At 62.4% G+C, this 18,377-nt stretch carries 13 protein-coding genes and 1 tRNA gene; 8 read left to right on the top strand and 6 right to left on the bottom strand.

What is annotated here, in order from left to right:
* Positions 1 to 27: 27 nt before the first annotated feature.
* Together AKN84_RS32100 and AKN84_RS32095 are read right to left on the bottom strand one after the other, a co-directional pair.
* Complete coding sequence (locus AKN84_RS32100) at positions 28 to 1,989, bottom strand: molybdopterin biosynthesis protein (RefSeq protein WP_050424481.1); 1,962 nt, start codon at positions 1,987 to 1,989, stop codon at positions 28 to 30.
* 9 nt (positions 1,990 to 1,998) lie between these two features.
* Positions 1,999 to 3,108, bottom strand: a complete 1,110-nt coding sequence (locus AKN84_RS32095) for a molybdopterin-binding protein (protein WP_050424480.1) — start codon at positions 3,106 to 3,108, stop codon at positions 1,999 to 2,001.
* A 181-nt stretch (positions 3,109 to 3,289) separates the two neighbouring features.
* On the opposite strand from AKN84_RS32095, the gene AKN84_RS32090 reads away from it, so the two are divergent.
* Positions 3,290 to 4,501, top strand: a complete 1,212-nt coding sequence (locus tag AKN84_RS32090) for an ABC transporter substrate-binding protein (protein ID WP_050424479.1) — start codon at positions 3,290 to 3,292, stop codon at positions 4,499 to 4,501.
* 78 nt (positions 4,502 to 4,579) lie between these two features.
* On the opposite strand, the gene AKN84_RS32085 is transcribed toward AKN84_RS32090, so the two are convergent.
* The gene (locus AKN84_RS32085) at positions 4,580 to 5,548 is read right to left on the bottom strand and encodes a TAXI family TRAP transporter solute-binding subunit (RefSeq protein ID WP_050424478.1); all 969 of its coding nucleotides are present in this window, start codon (positions 5,546 to 5,548) and stop codon (positions 4,580 to 4,582) included.
* 119 nt (positions 5,549 to 5,667) lie between these two features.
* On the opposite strand from AKN84_RS32085, the gene AKN84_RS32080 reads away from it, so the two are divergent.
* Together AKN84_RS32080 and AKN84_RS32075 are read left to right on the top strand one after the other, a co-directional pair.
* A complete protein-coding gene (locus AKN84_RS32080; RefSeq protein WP_050424487.1) occupies positions 5,668 to 6,636 on the top strand; it encodes a Bug family tripartite tricarboxylate transporter substrate binding protein in 969 nt (322 codons plus the stop codon).
* 111 nt (positions 6,637 to 6,747) lie between these two features.
* Positions 6,748 to 6,823, top strand: a tRNA-Ile gene (locus AKN84_RS32075).
* A gap of 328 nt (positions 6,824 to 7,151) precedes the next feature.
* On the opposite strand, the gene AKN84_RS32070 is transcribed toward AKN84_RS32075, so the two are convergent.
* Positions 7,152 to 8,387 (bottom strand): ABC transporter substrate-binding protein, encoded by a 1,236-nt coding sequence (locus AKN84_RS32070; protein WP_050424477.1) that lies wholly within the window; start codon positions 8,385 to 8,387, stop codon positions 7,152 to 7,154.
* A gap of 31 nt (positions 8,388 to 8,418) precedes the next feature.
* Complete coding sequence (locus tag AKN84_RS46225) at positions 8,419 to 9,765, bottom strand: FAD-dependent monooxygenase (RefSeq protein WP_128971319.1); 1,347 nt, start codon at positions 9,763 to 9,765, stop codon at positions 8,419 to 8,421.
* A 150-nt stretch (positions 9,766 to 9,915) separates the two neighbouring features.
* Here AKN84_RS46225 and AKN84_RS32055 point away from each other — a divergent pair, with 150 nt between their 5' ends.
* Entirely contained in the window at positions 9,916 to 10,887 is a 972-nt protein-coding gene (locus tag AKN84_RS32055; protein WP_050424474.1) for a helix-turn-helix domain-containing protein, read from the top strand.
* 414 nt (positions 10,888 to 11,301) lie between these two features.
* Here the strand turns inward: AKN84_RS32055 and AKN84_RS32050 are convergent, their stop codons facing one another.
* Positions 11,302 to 12,108 (bottom strand): Crp/Fnr family transcriptional regulator, encoded by an 807-nt coding sequence (locus AKN84_RS32050; RefSeq protein ID WP_050424473.1) that lies wholly within the window; start codon positions 12,106 to 12,108, stop codon positions 11,302 to 11,304.
* A 1,349-nt stretch (positions 12,109 to 13,457) separates the two neighbouring features.
* Between AKN84_RS32050 and AKN84_RS46220 the strand changes: the two genes are divergently transcribed.
* The 4 genes from AKN84_RS46220 (at position 13,458) to AKN84_RS46215 (ending at position 18,357) form a co-directional block, all read left to right on the top strand.
* A complete protein-coding gene (locus AKN84_RS46220; protein ID WP_128971318.1) occupies positions 13,458 to 14,012 on the top strand; it encodes a Csu type fimbrial protein in 555 nt (184 codons plus the stop codon).
* Between the two features lie 144 nt (positions 14,013 to 14,156).
* A complete protein-coding gene (locus AKN84_RS32040; protein WP_050424471.1) occupies positions 14,157 to 14,837 on the top strand; it encodes a fimbrial biogenesis chaperone in 681 nt (226 codons plus the stop codon).
* Positions 14,752 to 17,277 carry a fimbria/pilus outer membrane usher protein gene (locus AKN84_RS32035; RefSeq protein WP_128971316.1) on the top strand — a complete coding sequence of 842 codons (2,526 nt, stop codon included), beginning with the start codon at positions 14,752 to 14,754 and terminating at the stop codon, positions 17,275 to 17,277. Before AKN84_RS32040 ends, AKN84_RS32035 begins: the two co-directional genes overlap by 86 nt.
* 87 nt (positions 17,278 to 17,364) lie before the next feature.
* Positions 17,365 to 18,357, top strand: coding sequence for a Csu type fimbrial protein (locus AKN84_RS46215; RefSeq protein ID WP_128971315.1), 993 nt, complete (start codon positions 17,365 to 17,367; stop codon positions 18,355 to 18,357).
* Positions 18,358 to 18,377: the final 20 nt, after the last annotated feature.

The following is an 18,377-nucleotide window of genomic DNA, read 5'->3' as shown; positions in this document are numbered from 1 at the left end:
CGCCAGGACGGCGATGGGTGCGGAGCACTACGCCGGCCTGAACCCCGCCGCCGTCAGCGCAGCGCGGCCCTCCTCCGATCCCAGCGCGTCGAGAAAAGCCTGCACCGCGGGCCGTTGCTTGCGCGCCGTCACCAGCGCAAAGTCATAATGCTCTTCGTCCAGCGGAATGAAACCGAGCCCGGACGCGTGCGCGACCGGCGCGATGGTCATGCCCCAGTCGGCGCGATGCTGCGCCACCGCGGCCGCAACGGCGTTGTGCGAGCGCGGCTGATTCCAGTAGCCGTCGGGCCGGCTGCCTGCCAGCAAGCGATCGATCAGGATACGGGTGCCGGCGCCCTGGTTGCGGTTGACCATGATGCAGGCGGGATCGGCGAGCGCGGCGCGCACCGCCTGCTCTGCGCTCAGGCCGGCAAAGCGCGTGTCGTCACGGCGGAACACGATGCCCTGCATGCGCCGCCAGCCCGGCACGAGCTCGAGGCCGTCAGCGAGATACGGCGTGTTGTAGGTCTCGGTCTTGTCGTCGAACAGATGGATCGGGGCGAGATCGCATTCGCCGCGCTTGGCCGCCGCAAGCCCGCCGAGACTGCCGACCGCGATCGAACGCACAACGAGCCCGGCATGTGCCAGCGGCGCGGTGACGAGATCGAGCCCGGTGCAATGGCTGCCGACGATGACGAGATCTGGCACCCGCACATGCGGCGTGAACAGCGTCACCTCGGCGTCGCTGCCGGCCGGCATCTGGTCGGCCAGCGCCTCGATCTTCAGGAAGCCGTCGGCCTGCGCAAACGAGGTGATCGCGCCCGAGCCCTTGCCGCCGGGATAGGCGATCAGGCCATCAGTGCCTTCGACCAGCGACACCATCACGAACTCGGTGCGCCCGAGCTCGGAGGCGATGCGCACCGGCACCTTCGCCGCGACCTTGGCATCGGAGCGGGGCGGCAGGCCGGCCATCCGCCGCAGCACCGGCACGATCATGTCGTGGAAGGTGAACATCGCCGAGGTCGGAAAGCCCGGCAGGATCACCACAGGCTTGCCGTCGCAGACCGCAAGGCACAGCGGCTTGCCAGGCTTGAGCGCCACGCCATGCGCAATGATGCCGGGCTTGCCGAGCCTTGCGATGATCCGGTGTGAGACGTCGCCCGCACCCTTGGAGGTGCCGCCCGACAGCACCAGCATGTCGCTGTCCGCCAGCGCCTTGCGCATCGCGGCTTCGAGCATGACCTCATTGTCCGCGATCGCGCCGAGAAACGACGCGTCACCACCGTTCTCGGCAATCGCCGCCGTGACGATCGCGCCATTGGTGTCGTAGATCGCGGCCGGCCGCAGCACCTCGCCGGGCTGCACCAGCTCGTCGCCGGTCGAGAGGATCGCAACGCGCGGACGGCGTACCACCGCGACTTCGGCGATGCCGCAGGCCGCGAGCATGCCGATCTCGCGCGAGCCGATGATCGTTCCCGCGCGCAGCAGTGCCTCGCCGCGCGCGATGTCGGAGCCGGCATAGGACACGAACTGTCCGGGCGATGCCGCGCGCCGGACCTCAATCGCGTTGTTGCCGCCAACTTGGCCGGCCGGTTGGGTGTGCTCGACCATCACGATCGCATCCGCGCCGCGCGGCACCGGGCCGCCGGTCGCAATCGCGGTCGCAGTGCCCGGCACCACAGCCCGGGTCGGCGCGGTGCCACACGAAATGGTCTCGTCATTCAATTTGAGCTGCACCGGCGCGCCCTCGCCTGCGCGCGCAAGATCGGCCGAGCGCACCGCAAAGCCGTCGACATTGGAGCGATCGAACGGCGGCACGTCGATCGGCGCTGTCACGTCCTCCGCCAGGGCACGGCCGAGCGCATCGGCGAGCCGCCGCGTCTCCGACGGCAATTGACGCGGAAACAGCGCCGCCTCAAAGCGCGCAATCGCCTCCTCGCGCGACAGGATGGTCAGGAACTGGTCCTGCTCGACGGAGGGATTGGGTTTCGGCGTGAAAATATTGGTCATCTCGGGAACTCACTCCCGCAACATATAGGCATCGACCACCGTGCCCGCAGCGAAGCCCTCCGCGCCGCCGGGCACGATCAGCAGGCCTTCGGCGCGCGCGATGGCGTCGAGCGACAGGTCGGCGATCGCAAGCGTGGCCCAGCTCCCCTCCCGACGTGTCAGCAGCACGACCTCAGCTATCCCGACGCCGGAGGCGATCTTGCGTTCCAGCGGCAGCGCCAGCGTCTTGCGCGGGCGGCGGCCCGACAGGCGATCGAGCAAGGGAAGCGCAATCGCCCACCAGGCCGCGAAAGCCTGATCCGGGGCGCCCGGCAGAGCGACGACCGGCGTTGCATCGATCCGGCCGATCGCGGTGGTGCGTCCGGGCTGCAGGGCAATGCCATGCGCGATCAACGCGCCCCGCGCCGCCAGCGCGTTGACCATCGCATCCGTATGCCCAACGCCGGTGCCGCCGATCGTGATGATCAGGTCGCAATCATCTGCCGCGAGCGCGCCGGCAATCGCGGTCACATCCGGCGTCGCCTCGGCGCAGACGATTTCAGCGCCCGCGAACTGCGCAGTGTCAGCGATCAGCTGCGCGGTCAGCTGACCGTTCGAGATGTTGACGATGCGAAGCCGGGGCCGTCGGACGCGCACGCGCGCCACTCCGGCCGCACGCGCGAGCAGGAGATGACGCGGCAGCAGCGGCTCGCCAGCCGCAATCACGGTACGTCCGGCGGCAATGTCGCTGCCGGCACGCCGGACGCCCTGCCCCGGAACGACTTCGGCAAGCACCTGCGGAAGCGGACCGGAGCTGTCGACGGCATCGGCGTCGACCACACAGTCAGTGCCGTCGGGCATCGCCGCACCGGCCTCGACCCAGACCGGCAGCGCGGCGAGCGGCAACGGCGCATAGGAGGACGCACCGACCAGGTCATTGGCCCGCAACGCCCAACCGTCGCTGACGGCGACATCGTGCGGCGGATAGGCGCGCAAGGCCGGCATCTCGGCGGCAATGCATCGCAGGGCCTCGGCCGGCGGCAGCTCGATCGGCTGGACCGGCGCAAGGTCGCGCAGCACGGCGGCCAACGCCGCATCGAGCGGGGTGAGCGAAGCCGGGAGGCGCTGGGCGGTGATCATGGCCCGCTATGGACTGAATCGGCCACGAAAGAAACCGGCTTGGGCCGTGCCGGGGCACCTCCATTAGACCGATGGCGCGTTGACGCGGACCCCAAAGTAGTTGCAAAAGAAACCAATATAACCGGGTTCCAGAGGCCCGGAACACATAATGGCCAATGCGCCAGTTCAGGAGGGAGACAGAATGAACGCCACCAGACTAGCCATGTTCGGGACGCTCGCAGCCGCGCTGCTGGCCTCCTCGGCCGCATCGGCCCAGGTATCCGACGACATCGTCAAGATCGGCGTGCTGACCGACATGAACGGCCCGGCCTCGACGCCGACCGGACAGGGCTCGGTCACCGCCGCGCAGATGGCGGTCGATGATTTCGGCGGCAAGGTGCTCGGCAAGCCAATCTCGGTGATCGTCGGCGATCACCAGCTCAAGCCGGATATCGGCGCGACCATCGCGCGGCGCTGGTATGACGTCGATCAGGTCGACCTCATTGTCGACGTGCCGGTCTCGGCGGTCGGGCTCGCGGTGCAGAACATCGCCAACGAGAAGAAGAAGCTGTTCATCACCCACTCGACCGGCGCGACCGATTTCCATGGCAAGTTCTGCTCGCCCTATGCGATGCAGTGGGTGTTCGACACCCGCGCGCTCGCAGTCGGCACCGCGCAGGAGGTGGTGAAGCGCGGCGGCGACAGCTGGTTCTTCATCACCGACGACTATGCGTTCGGCCACTCGCTGGAGAAGGACGCCTCCGCGATCGTGACCAAGAACGGCGGCAAGGTGCTTGGCGCGGTGCGGCCGCCGTTTGCGACGCCCGATCTGTCATCCTTCATCCTGCAGGCGCAGGCCTCGAAGGCCAAGATCATCGGCATCGCCGGCGGCCCGCCGAACAATACCAACGAGATCAAGACTGCCGCCGAGTTCGGTGTGTTCGCCGGCGGGCAGCAGATGGCCGCGCTGCTGGCCTTGATCACCGACGTCCACTCGATCGGGCTGTCGGCCGCGCAGGGTCTGCTGCTGACCACCTCGTTCTACTGGGACATGGACGACAAGACCCGGGAATGGTCGAAGCGCTATTTCGCCAAGATGAACCGGATGCCGACGATGTGGCAGGCCGGCGTCTACTCCTCGGTGACCGCCTATCTGAACGCGATCAAGGACAGCGGCACCGACGATCCGCTCAAGGTCGCCGCCAAGATGCGCGAGAAGCCGGTCGAGGATTTCTTCGCCCGCAACGGCAGACTGCGCGAGGACAATCTGATGGTGCACGATCTCTGGCTGGTGCAGGTCAAGACCCCGGCCGAGTCGAAATATCCGTGGGACTATTACAAGATCCTGGCCAAGATCTCTGGCGAGGACGCGTTCGGCCCTCCGGACCCGGCGTGTTCGATGGTGAAGAAATAGGCCAATAGCGAATAGGGAGTGGCGAACAGCGATGGCGATGAAGCAGAACTTCCATTCGCTACTCGCCATTCGCCCTCTTCACTTTGCCACCCCGATCTCCGTGAAATACTTCAGCACGCCGGGGTGGATCAGATTGATGTCGGGCGCGGCGGCGACGGTGTTCGCCGCCGTGGTCTCGCAGGCCTGGGCGAGCTTCTTGCAGAACTCCGCCTCGACGCCGTGCAGCGTCTTCGCCAGCCGGTAGGCGACATCGTCGGGCAGGCTCTCGCGCACCAGGATGTAGCTCCAGGAGCCGACCGAAGCGATCGCCTCGCTCTGCTTCGGATAGCTGCCGGCGGGGATCGTCAGCGGCTTCAGGAATGCGTGCTTGGCGCGAATGCGGGCGATCTCGTCCGCGGTCGGCGCGATGAAGCGCGCGCCGCTCGCGCTCTCGGCCATCTTGCTGAAACCGGGCCAGCCGATGCCGGCGCCCCACAGCGCCGCCGCGCGGCCGTCCTCGACCATCGCAGGACCATCGCCGGCGCGATCGAGATAGATCGACTTGAAGTCCTCGTCCTGCTTCAGCCCGATGCCGTCGAGGATGTAGCGCGACAGGATCGGCAGGCCGGAGCCCTTGGCGCCGAACGCGACGGGCTGGCCGACCAGATCCTGGATCGTCTTGTAGCGACTGTCGGCGCGGACCACGAACATGCCCGGGCTCGAATACATCGCGGTGAGGATCTTCAGCTTGGTCGCCTTCGGCCGGCCGATGCCCATGAAGGCCTCGTAGGACGGCTCACCCGCAACGGTTGCGATGTCGACGCTGCCGGCCTCGAGCAGCGGAATGTTCTCGTTGGAGCCCTTGGTGTTGCGCGGCTCGATCGACAACGTCGTATCGGCTGCGTTCATCACCTCGGCGAACGCATTGCCATAGAGCGGAAAGCCGCCACCCGGCGTCGCCGTGGCGAAACTGATCGTGGTTCTGGAAATGGTCTTGCCCCCCTCTTGCGCCGCCGCGCCGCCCGCGAGCAGCAGCGCGCCGGCGCAGATCATAACAGCGAATTTCATCCCGAGCCTCAAGCATTGCACACGAGTCCAACTATCGTCGCACGGGCGGGGTCGTAGGCAAAGGCAGGGTTTTGTGAAACCATGACGGCAACACTCACAAGAAAATGACGGGAGAGACGATGTTCCGGTTCGCACGTGCTGCCTTGATCGGTTTGATTTGTTGCATTGCTTCGGTTGCCCCCTCGTCCGCGTCCGACTATCCGAACCGTCCGGTGCGCTGGATCATCGGGTTTGCCGCCGGCGGCCCGGTCGACATCGTCGCGCGCATCATGGGCCAGTGGTTGTCGGATCATTTCGGCCAGCAATTCGTGGTCGAGAACCGCACCGGCTCCGGCGGCAACATCGCAGCCGCCGCCGCGATCAACTCGCCTGCAGACGGTTACACGCTGCTGTTCGTCGCACCCAACAACGCGATCTCGACCTCGCTCTACAAGAAGCTGCCCTACGACTTCCTGCGCGACACCACACCGGTCGCCAGCATCATGCAGCTCACCAACATGCTGGTGGTCTCGAATGCGATGCCGGTGAAGACGGTTCAGGAGTTCATCGACTATTGCAAGGCCAATCCGGGCAAGATCGCTTACGCCTCGTCCGGCTACGGCACCTCGGTGCACATGTCGGCCGAGCTATTCAAGGCGATGACCAAGTGCGACATGCAGCACGTGCCGTATCGGGGATCGGCGATCGCCTTTCCCGACATCATCTCCAACAAGGTGCAGCTGATCTTCGACAACCTGCCGTCGGCGCTGGAGCAGTCGCGCGGCGGCAGCGTCCGCGCGCTAGGCGTGACCTCGCCGCAGCGCTGGCCGGGCGTACCCGATGTGCCCGCGATCGCCGAAACGGTGCCGGGCTTCGAGGCGGTCGGCTTCTACGGCATCTCAGCACCGAAGGGCACGCCGCCGGAGATCGTCGACGCGTTGAACAAGGCGGTCGGCGAGGCCCTGAAGGATCCCAAGCTGGTGGCGCGCCTCGCCGAGGTCGGCGGCATCCCGAAGCCGATGACCCCGGCCGAATTCGGCAAGCTGGTGGCCGACGAGACCGAGAAATGGCGCAAGGTCGTCGAGTTCGCCGGCGTCTCGGTCGATTGAAGCGTGAATAGCCGCGATGGGCGGATCGGGGACGGCATTGCCGAAACCCGACACAGCCTGTAAACGGAGCCCGCACCGTTGCCGGCCGCCCCCGCGGCCCGCAAGGCGGCGGGGCCTGTAGCTCAATGGTTAGAGCCGGCCGCTCATAACGGTCTGGTTGCAGGTTCGAGTCCTGCCGGGCCCACCACGCTTCGCCCTTCGGGCTACGCGTGGCGCAGCCACGCCAAGACCGAAGCGCGAAGCGTGTCCGGCGTAGCTGAAGCGGAGCGGAAGCGAAGACGGACTGTCGCGGAAACTGAGCCACCGCACCAGAAACGTCCCACTTCGATGCTCATTACCATCGTTCAGTGCCAGGCAAACTAATGTTCCTTGCCCGATCTGACTATGATCGCCGCCTTCGCATCGAAGAATCGGCGGCCTTTTCGAGCGAAACGGCAGGACAGCTAGTTCAATTCTATGGTCGAACGCCCATCAACGGTCGGCGATGTTCCGCAAACGGCCAGCCTGCGGGACTCCTAATTCGAAGAAGGTGCAACCTGCTCATCGTGACCATCCAATATCGGGCCGAATGCCTCCCACCGCTCGCCCGTGAAGCGCATCATTTGCACCTGCTCGATCGGATAGAAATCCGTCTGGCTGGTCTTGACGCGAATGCCGGGAATCAAGCCATCGATCTCGATATCGAGGTTGGCGGCCACCTTCATGACGTTGTCACGCGTGAGATTATCGCCGCAACGCTTGAGCACCTCGACGAGCGCGTTCGACGCGATGAAGGCGACCATTGGACCGCCCTCTGAACGATTTGCTTCGGGATAGTATCTTGCCATGAAGGCCCGGAAGCGCTGCATGCCCGGACGGCCATCCCACTGCGGATCCGTAACATCCATCTGAAAAGCCGCGCTGAGAATACCTTTGGCGTTGTCGAGCCCGGCAGGTTTCAGCACGGCTCCGACCGAAACCGATATGTTCGTCACGATATGGAGGGGGTGCCAATTGAGTTCGGCGATCTTCTTGATCGCCTGCGGTGCAAATTTCGACGTCGCGATATTGAGGAAGATGTCGGGATTGGCAGACTTGATCGCGACCACCTGCGACTCAACGGTTGGCGCGGTGGTTTCATACGGCATACTGGCAATGACCATCCCGTCGTATTTGTCTCGCAGCACATCCTTCAAGCCCGATATGTAGTCCCTTCCGAAATCATCGTTCTGATAAAGGATGCCGATTTTGGCGTTGGGATGTTGCTCGAGAATATGTGCTGCATAGACGCGTGCTTCTGCGCGGTAGTTGGGCTGCAAGCCAATCGTCCACGGAAAATGCTCGGGGTCGCCCCAACGCGAGGCGCCACTCAGGACGAAGAGCTGCGGCACGCGCATGGTGTTCATATACTTCGCAATGGCGGCATTGGTGGCGGTGCCAAGCGGCGCAAAGATCAGAAACACCTCATCGCTCTCGACCAGTCTTCGTGCCTGCTCAACGGTCTTCGGCGGACTGTAACCATCATCATAGGAGATGAAGCTGATCTTGCGGCCGTTGATGCCGCCGACGTCGTTGATCATGCGGAAGTAAGCGCTCATGGTCTTGCCCATGATGCTATAGGCCGAAGCCGGACCGCTGTAAGGCATGATGTTGCCGATCCTGATCTCGATGTCGCTCACGCCCGGGCCGTACTGCTTTTCCGCGGAGGCACTGCCGACGAGCAGGCTGAAGCCTGCAAGAGCCGGCAGCAATGTTCTAGCGAGATGAAGCATCGGATATCCTCCTGGCAGTGACAGTCCGGGATCAGATCGAGGCCGCCATCAGCGCCGAGACCCGCTTGACGATCTCGGGATCACGCAGAGCGCTGGACGGTTTCACGAGGTGTATCACCTCGCTCATGATCCGGTGCACTGCGGCATCCTCGCTCGCGAGGCGCTGCAGGGCCGCAGTGAAACTCATGCGCTCGCTGAGGTCATGTGGGCGCTGCCCGCGTGTCTTCTCATAGATGAAGTCACTCTCCGCCGTCGCCCACGGCGCGGCCAGAAGGCCCTGTATTGCCGCGAAGAAAGATCGCGCAAATCCCTTGAGCGGCTGCGCATCCAAGGCCCGCGCTTCGATCAGCCGTTTCAGGGCAACGGCTTCCTGCGCGGCCACGCTCATGCCCTGGCCAGACGCTGGATTGAAGCGGCAGATTGCGTCGCCGAGCGGCAGCAGACGGTCCGGAAAACGCTCAAGGACCTCAAATCGCCGGCGAATGCTGCACGGAAAGACGAATCGGCGGATTGGACCGACGGGCACGGCGTCCTTGATCGCCGCATGAATCGTCTGCGTCCGCAGCGTCTTCGCCGATGCGATGAAGTCCCCGATGTTTTCGGGCACCGCTGCGCCATGGATATAGTTGACATGCACTTGCCAGCAATTGTTCTCGATTGGAATAAGCAAACCGCCGCGGCCGCTCTCGGAGGCCGGTCGGTGCAGGACCGCATGCCAATCAGGGCGGGCCAAGGATGGAATCTCGAACATCGCTGTGGCATAGCGGAGGTCGATGCCGATTTCCGTTTCCTCGGGCGGCGGCGAGCCGTTCCTGTTCAGGAAATCCAGCGTCAGGGCGCCGCGCGACGATGCGTCGACAACCAAGTCAGCCGCGAGTTCATAGCGTTGCCCGTCCTCGCGTTCGTAGCACACGCCAGCCACCGCGTCCCTGCCGGGCACTTCCAGAAATCTTGTGACACGGCAATTTGGGTTCAGAGCGATGTTGTTTTCTCGCAGGACACTGCGCCTTGCCACGAATTCCAGGAGTGGTCGCGTCATGCTCAGACAGTCGAACCCGAGATCACGCCGCGGAAACGGATCAAAGCCCGGCAATTCGAGGCGAAATTGAGAGCCGATCCGCACGCGAACGGCCCCAGCGCGCTCAAGCTCCGTTTCAAAATTCGGCAAGAGCTCGCTCAGCGCGTCGAGGCCGCCTCTAAGTAGGACGTGAACTTGTCGTGCCTGAGGCGTGCCACTGCGCGCGACCGGCGCTGACGGCAGCACGTCACGTTCCAGCACCGTGACTGCGTCGAAGAACGACGACAGGGCTTTCGCGGCAGCGAGCCCCGCCATGCCGGCTCCGACAACGATTACGTGCCGGCCGATTGATTTTGGCATGTTCACTGCCCGCCAAATTGCCTCGTCAACAATGGACTTAAGCGGTCACGGCGAAGTGGTCTTGGACCAAAGGGAAGGCCGGCTTGGACTAAAGTGCTCTGTCTGCTAGACTGCTCAGAGCGGTTGGTATGCCTTGCAGCAGGATCGCTGATGGTGACGTCGACGCCAGACTACACGGTCGTTCGGTTCTCGAGCCGTACCTTTCCGCAGGAGGGGCGAGGCAACACGATCGAAGAGCTGCATGAGCGCGGTTTGCTTCCGACCAAATTTGTTCGCTATGGCAACGCTGTGCCGCAGGTTGATCTTGTCAACCGCACGATGCCCGGGCTCCGCATTCTGACGGCGGGCTATACGAGCGTCCGCCGCGAGGGCGTGCGGCAAGAAGGTGACCACCTCTATCTTTGCATGACCCTGCACGGGACGACCGTCGGAAGCCGGCGCGGCCGCGAGACGTTGCTCAGTGACGGGGATGCCGTGCTGATGACGAACGAGGAGGCCGCCTGGACCATGACCTCGCCGTCATCCGTCAAGATCGCTGGAATTCGCTTGCCGCGGTCTGCGATTGCGCAGCTTGTTCCCAAGCTCGAAAACGTCACGATGCGACGCATAGCGAGGGATACAAGCGGGCTGAGCCTCCTGAGAAAATATCTCGACATCGTCGCCGACGACGAGGCTTTGGCGGCACCCGCTTCGCAGCGCCTGATCATCAGCCACTTCCATGATCTCGTGGCGCTGGCACTCGGGGCGAGCAGCGACGCCAAGGCCGTTGCTGCGGACAGAACGCTGGGCGCAGTCCGGCTGGCCGCGATCAAGGCCGATATCGTCGCCAACCTCGATGATGGCAAGCTGAACGCGACGATGGTCGCGACCCGCAATGGCGTGACGGTGCGCTATCTGCACAAGCTGTTCGAGAACGAGGACTTCACCTACTCCGAGTTTGTGCTCCGCGAACGCCTGACGCAGGCCTATCATGATTTGAGAAACCCCCTGCATTCGCACCGCGCGATCAGCACGATCGCTTTCGACCTCGGCTTCAATGACCTGTCGTACTTCAACAGGTCGTTTCGCCGGCGGTACAACGCGACACCATCCGAGATCAGGGATGGCGCGGGGGCGAAATAAGGTCGTCCAGCGACGGGCTCGACGTTGGCCGCGGGCCGCACCAGTTTGGCACCAGAAACGACCTCAGCAAAATGCAACGAACGCGATCGAAATCAAACGAAAACGCAGCAAAATCAACGAAGCTACTCGCTTTTCCCGTCGCTCATAACGGTCTGGTTGCAGGTTCGAGTCCTGCCGGGCCCACCAAGAATATCCGTGTCGTACTGGGTCGTCGTTGCCCGTCGAGCGACGACCGCACCAGATACGTGTACTTTTCGTTCGTGCACAAGTTCGCGAGGGCGTCGGACCGACTCGCAGGATGAGTCGATGCGACAGCACCTGGAAGATCCGCCATCCGGTTTGGCCGCCATAGACGGCTTTTGACCTGACCGCGCGGAACGCCTGCCGCTCGCCACTCCTCGTGCCACTCCGCCGTCAACTCGCGGAGGCGGCCTGCACCGCGATCTTGTTCTGCGCGATGATGGCCTCGGCCCGCGCGAGATTTTCCAGGAGGCGCTGGCTCGTCAAGACAAGGAAATAATAGCCGAACTGCGGGTTCTGGAAGTAGATCTCGAGCAGCTTTTCATAAGTGATGGTTAGAACGTGCCCGTCCTCGATACATTCGATGGTCGCGGTCCGGCGGTTGTCAGGCGTGAGGAAACCGAGTTCGCCCATCAGGCGGCCCGGCGGAACATCGACGTTGATTTCAATGACTCGGAATCTGCCGGTAACGGTCAGCAGCATTTCGTTGGCTACGTCACCTTTCTTCATCAAGATTTCGCCCTTGCGATACTTGCGCTGGGTCATGAACGGCTTGAGCCACTCCATCGACATGTCGCCCTGCGTTGCCGTGCGCGCCTTCTTCACCAGAGCGAGCATTTGATGAAGGCGGTAGGCGTTGATGGGAACCATCAGGAGATAAAGCAGAAACGTCGTGATGGCTCCGGTGAGCGCACCGAAGATGGCAAAGAATACGCAACCGATCATGTTGGCGACCCGGAGCGGGACCATGGTCTGCGTCAGAAGGGTGGCGACAAAGAAGGTCGCACCGACCAAAGCGAACATGTTTGCCAGGGTGATGTTGTGCAGAAAGATTTCCAGCAGGCGGCTGAAGATGGCGTTCCAGGTCACGTCATTGGGATCGAGACCGATCTGAATCAGAATCTTCGCGAACCTGAGGTTGTCGGTTGCCGCATCGAGAATGCGATCCAGTATGCTGGACACGTCTGCGCTGATCATCATTTGGTTTCGCCAAAGTGTTGTGTAAGCCAATACCGGCAGCGACTATTCCGGATGAAACCATTGCGCCCGTCAAGTCGAACGAAAGACTCGGCGGTGCGAGATGGAGTGGACGGGGATACTGCGACCATCGAGCCTCCTTCAAGCGCTACCAGAATCATCGCATGCATCACCGGTGCGAGGACGGCGCCACCACATGTATCGCCAGGATATGCAGCAGGCGCGCCAGCTTGACCGGCATGCACCAGAAATCGCACGGCGGAATCAAAAGCTGTGCAATTCTTTTCCGCCCCAGGAATCAGGCGCTCCTCAACGAGCAGACGACAGCCGCGGTGGGATATGATTGAAGCTCCAAAAATGTCGTCAGTCGACGCGCTCGAAATCTCCCGGCCGAGCAAAGGCCCTATAATCCGGCGCAGGACGACGCGACTGTCTTGGTGGTTTATGGCGCGTCCGGAGAGAGGCTGCATTTTTATGTAATTTCAATGGGTTACAGGGTGAAAAACGAATTGAGGTGCACTTGGCGCGCAAAAGTGCCTTTTGGCCCTTTCACTTCAGACCGGTCGTATCTCATCTTCAATGGTCTTCGCGGAGCCGAGGACGACGGTGCAGGAGACCTGTCCTATCCCAGGTCAGGCTAACAGCCGCTCATAACGGTCTGGTTGCAGGTTCGGCTCCTGCCGGACCCACCAACAAAAATGGGCGGCTTCCGAAAATCGAAAATTTTCTCAGGTCCCGCTTCGAATTTCGCCTCTCGCGAAATAACAGGAGATCTTGAAGCCAGCATCGATCGCGGCGATCGGCTTGTTGTCGATGCTGTCGTGAAACCGACAAGTATCGATAACGGTCCGAGCTCGGATGAGCGTGACCCGCAGTGGGACCGATCTTCATCTGCACATTCGGCACGTGTCAAAGATCGGCTTTACCGAAGACGAGTTAGAGCGCCGGGTCGATTCGGCGGCAGATCATGCTTCATCCAAAAGAATTTGTAACGCCCGCATACGACTATGACCTCTAACGCACTTTCGATGTGATCGCCGCAACCGCGTTCGTAGATGCGGATGCGCGCGCGCGGCTCGAACAGGTGGCGACTCCGAGTCCGCCAGCCAGCGTTGGCCGGCCATATGGGTTTTTGATGGGGCGATAAATTCCGATAGTTCGATCAGGCGCCGTTAAGCTTTTGCTCATTCAACGTTTACCCAAATTTGATGTTTTGTTCACGACGACGGCCTGCTTGTCCGAGCCGGAAAGGCACAACCGGCCACCAGAACGAGTCGTTTGAAGGACGCCTGGGAAGCTCGCGGACCGGGAACGCGACCAGCAAGGTTCTCGATCACTGTTGAAAGATTCGCATGCGCTACAACGGTGGGAAGCGACAAGTCGGGCAAGCTGCGGGAATCCGAGCGGCGGTCGTGCTCTTCGTTGCCCTGGCATCCGGCTGTCAAAGCTCCGCCCAGGCCGGCACGTCGACAGCGAATTTGACCGTTCAGATCACGATTACTGCGTCCTGCACAATCAACGCTGCAACACTCAATTTCGGGAGCGTGTCCGGAACGACGCTTGCGACCACCCTGCAATCCAGCAGCACCACAGTCTCGGTCACCTGCACCAACGGTAGCCCATACTCCATCGCCATGGATAATGGAGCAAATCCGTCCGGCAGCCAGCGGCGGATGGCGAACGCCGGGAATTTCATCAGCTACAATCTCTTTACTGATGCGGCCCATACCAACCCCTGGACCACCGCTACCAGCAGCACAACCTGCACGACCACGAATGGCTGCTTTCTCGGCACCGGCAATGGATCGGCGCAGACGATCAACATCTACGGTGACGTTCCTGCTACCGGCACCGCGCCGAACACCGGCACCTACACGGACACGGTGGTCATGACCATCACGTACTGAGGAGAGGCCGCAGCAGCGGCCCGATGTTCCGTTGCGTCCGCGTATCGACGAATTGCCTTCCGGCTCAATTTTCGGAAATCGATCGGTATTGCGATGCATCACAATTCAAATTTGCCGGCCGCACTTGCCGTAAGCTTGGCATGCATGGGCGCTGCGCATGCCACAGCGCTCCGCGTTGAACCCGTCCTCCTGGAGCTGAATGCGCCGGCGGCGGCGGCGTCCCTGACGCTGCGCAATGATGAAGATACCGACGTCGAGGTCCAGACCCGCGTGCTTCGCTGGTCGCAGTCGGAAGGCAAGGAGAGCCTTGAACCGACAACGGATGTGGTGGCATCGCCGCCGGCGGTCAGGATGGCCCCTCATTCGGACTACGTCGTGCGAGTCGTGCGGGTGTCGAAACAGCCGATCCAAGGCGAAGAAAGCTATCGTGTCATCGTCGACCAACTACCGCGAGCAGGCGGCAAGCAAAGAGGCACCGTCAATCTCCTGGTACGACAGTCGATCCCGGCGTTTTTTTCGCGCCGCGAGATCAGCCGGCCAGAGGTCTCCTGGGCGTTCCGCGCGGAAGCCGGTAAACTGACCGTTGTAACCCGCAATGCCGGCGACGAGCGGCTACGTATCGCAAACCTGCGGCTCAAGGATTCCACGGGAGCCACCCTGTCGTTTGGCAACGGCCTCCTTGGCTACGTGCTCGGACGGTCTTCCATGAGTTGGACCACGCTGAAATATCCTCACGGTTTTGGATCCGGCGGATCCATCTCCGTCACGGCCGAAACGGACAAGGGCCCGACTCATGCGGTTATTGAGTCGCCGGCTCGTCGGTAGAAGGGGCTCCGCAGTTCTGTCCATCGCAGCACTACTCGGCATGATGCTTTGTGCCGGGCGCGCTCGCGCGGGCGAAAACCAGACAAATCTGCAACTCGACGTCGTGATCAACTCGGTGCCTGCCCGAATGATCGGATCGTTTGTCCGGTTTGATAACGGTCGCATCGGGGGAACGCTGGAAGAACTGGAGAGCCTCGGCCTGCGTCCGGGCCGGCCGCATCGACCGGACGAGATCATCGCGCTCGATGACATCCCGACCGTGAAGTATCGATACGAGGAGAGAACGCAGCGGATATTCATCATCGTCGACGAAGCCGGGCGCAAGCCGCAGGTGCTTGACGCAGGCGGCTCCTGGGGCAACCTGCCGAGGGCGCAGGCCGATCCTGGCGCGGTGCTGAATTACGATCTGCTGACTTCCAGCAGCAACATCTCCACCTCGAGATCGATCGGGCTCGCCAACACATCGCTTTTGCTCGATGCCCGGGCGTTTTCGCCTTACGGCACGGCCGAACAGTCGGCGATCATCCGCAGTGGTCCGCAGCAGCCTGCGCAGGCGACGAGGCTGAATTCGTCTTTCCAATATTCCGACCAGGACCGGATGATCAGCTACGTCGCGGGGGATACGATCAACGGCGGACTCGCCTGGTCGCGTCCGGTCAGGATCGGCGGCTTGCAGGCCCAACGCGACTTCGCGCTGCGGCCCGATCTCATCACCGCGCCGCTCGCGACAATCGGCGGCAGCGCGGCAGTGCCGTCAACCGTCGATGTCTATGTCAACAACATCAGGACATTTTCTCAGGACGTCGCGTCCGGCCCTTTCAGCGTGAACAACGTTCCGCTGATTTCCGGCGCCGGCACGACGCAACTCGTGGTGCGGGATTCGGCAGGTCACGAAACCCGGACGTCGGCGCCGTTTTACGCGAACGCGAGCCTGCTTGCGCCCGGGCTGAGCAGTTGGTCGGTGGAGGGCGGATTGCCGCGCCTGTCCTACGGGTCGAGCAGCGACGTCTATGTTGGCTCGCCGGTCGGATCTGCAACCCTGCGGCGCGGCATCTACGACGGGTTGACGGCAGAGGCACACGCCGAAGGCGGAGCCGGCGTCATCAACGGCGGGATCGGCGGTGTCTTGAGGACCGGGACGACGGGTGTCGCCGCCGTGGCCCTGGCCGGCAGCGGCAGCGGCAAGAACCGCGGCATGCAGACCTATGCTTCCTACGAGACCCGGCTTTTCGGCGTGAGCATTTCGGCCAGTTCGCAACACACCTTCGGCACCTATGACGACCTTGCCTCGGCCACCGCGCGACTGCAGAACATCGTGACGTTCAACGGCGGCCTGCAAAACCTGAACGGTCTGTTCAACTACCTGCCCGGCGGCGTCGCTTCGCTGTCGAACTCGTTTGCCTATGTGACGGGAATCTATGGCAGCGCCCGCGCGCCGGTCGCACTCGATCGCATTACTTTCAGCGCCCCGATGCCGTTCGACTCCAGGGCCAGCCTCAGTGCAAGCTTTGTCGATCTGCGCGATGCCTCGTGCAATCATTCGAATATTGTGACGGCCTCCTACTCGCGTTCGTTGCCGTACAATGCATCGGTATTCGCCACCGTCTTCCACGATTTCGGTACCAAAAGGAATACTGGCGTGTTTGCCGGTTTGAGCATGCCCATTGGCGACTCCGCTTCGATCACGAGCGGGGTTTCAAGCGGTCGGGGCGGTACGATCGGTAGCGTCGATGCCGTTAGGTCGCTTGGGCCGGAGCCTGGCAGTTATGGCTGGCGCGTGCACGATTCCGAAGGCGCGGCGAGTTATCGGGAGGCCACGGCTTCCTACAGGTCGAGTTACGGCACCATCCAGGCTGGCGCGAGTCAGGCCGGATCCGGCGCAGCGGGATCGCTGGAATTGCGCGGTTCGATTACGACCATCGGAGGCGGTGTTTTCCTTTCGAACTGGATCGACGACAGCTTCGCGGTGGTCACGACCGACGTGCCGGATGTCGAGGTCCTCAACGAGAACCGCTGGGCGGGCGTCACCGATTCCCGCGGCATGTTGCTGATACCGACGCTTCGGTCGTACCAAAAGAACAAGATTGCGATCGATCCGACAAACCTTCCAGTCGACAACGAAGCCGCAACGACGCATGACATCGCAGCTCCCGCCGATCGCGCCGGGATACTCGTCAGATTCGACGTCCGCAAGGAGACGACGGCCGCGCTGGTCACCTTTGTCGGGCCTGACAATCGTGTTCTACCGGCCGGCGCCGTCGGCCGCATGACCAGTGGAGGAGAGTTCGTTGTCGGCTATGACGGACAGGCCTACATCAAGGGACTGTCGCCAACGAACGAAGTCGAGATCGACCTCGCCGACATGCGCTGTCGCGCAACGTTTGCGTTTGTCCCGAAGCCCGGCGAACAAATCCGGATCCCCGGGGTGGTGTGCCGATAATGCAGTCGTTCATCCGCAAACAAAGTCTCCGTACGTCAATCGCCTGGATAATCAGTTCCGACCAACACGCATTGTGAGATTGAGATCGTGGTCATCGGCTTGAAGCGAACCCTGCTCTTTGCCCTGTTGCTGCAGCTTGCGACATCATTTTCGGCTCACGCCCAAAGCTGCTCCGTTACCTCGGCGGCGGGCAACTACGGATCTGTCGATATTCTGGCCGGCGGCGCCGTTGATACGACCTCGACCTTTACCGTAACGTGCAGCGGCTGCGCCCTCGGCTGCACGGTCAATGCGTGTGTGCAATTCAACCAGGGGGCGCCCAACAGCAGTAGCTCGGTTCGATCGCTGGGAAGTGGCGCGAATACGGCAATTCACGAGCTGTATTCGGATTCAGGGCGCACGCAAGTCTGGGGATCCTGGGGATACGGAACCACCGCGTATGGCTCGGGCGGCGTCAGCATCAATCTCAGTCTTCCACTTTTGGGCGGACCCGCGCAACAAAGTCTGACTGTCTATGGGCGCTTCCTGGCCAATCAGCAGGCAACGATACCCGGAACCTACGTCTGGAGCACGACCTCTCCGGTCGTCGCCTACGCGGCCTATCTTCTTGCAAGCCCGAATTGCTCGTCGAACCCCGGAACGACGACAAATGCAGGCGCCTCGCCCTGGACGGCGACAATCGCCGGAAACTGCATTGTTTCGACTACCCCACTCAATTTCGGCAACGCTTCGCTGTTGACGTCAAACATTGACGGCGTTGGAACGATTTCAGTGAAGTGCACCAATACGACCCCGTACTCGATCAGTCTCGATAACGGAGTGAACGCAAGCGGCAGCCAACGGCGTATGCATGCAGGTTCAAGCTTCATCACATACAATCTCTATACGGACGCAGCCCGGACCAGCGCCTGGACGAGTACAACATCCGCCACGACCTGCACTTCCGGCGCCAGTACCTGCATCCTTGGTACAGGAACGGCGTTGAACCAGAATGTTTCAGTCTATGGGCGCGTTCCGCCGCAGACCTCGCCACCTGCCGGAACCTACGCGGACACCATCGTCGTCACCGTCACCTTCTAGCCAGCCTGGTCTTCCGGATC

This window comes from Bradyrhizobium tropiciagri, from assembly GCF_001189845.1.
GTDB classification, from domain to species: Bacteria; Pseudomonadota; Alphaproteobacteria; order Rhizobiales; family Xanthobacteraceae; genus Bradyrhizobium; species Bradyrhizobium tropiciagri.
This window is presented reverse-complemented; position numbering and strand designations above follow the sequence as displayed.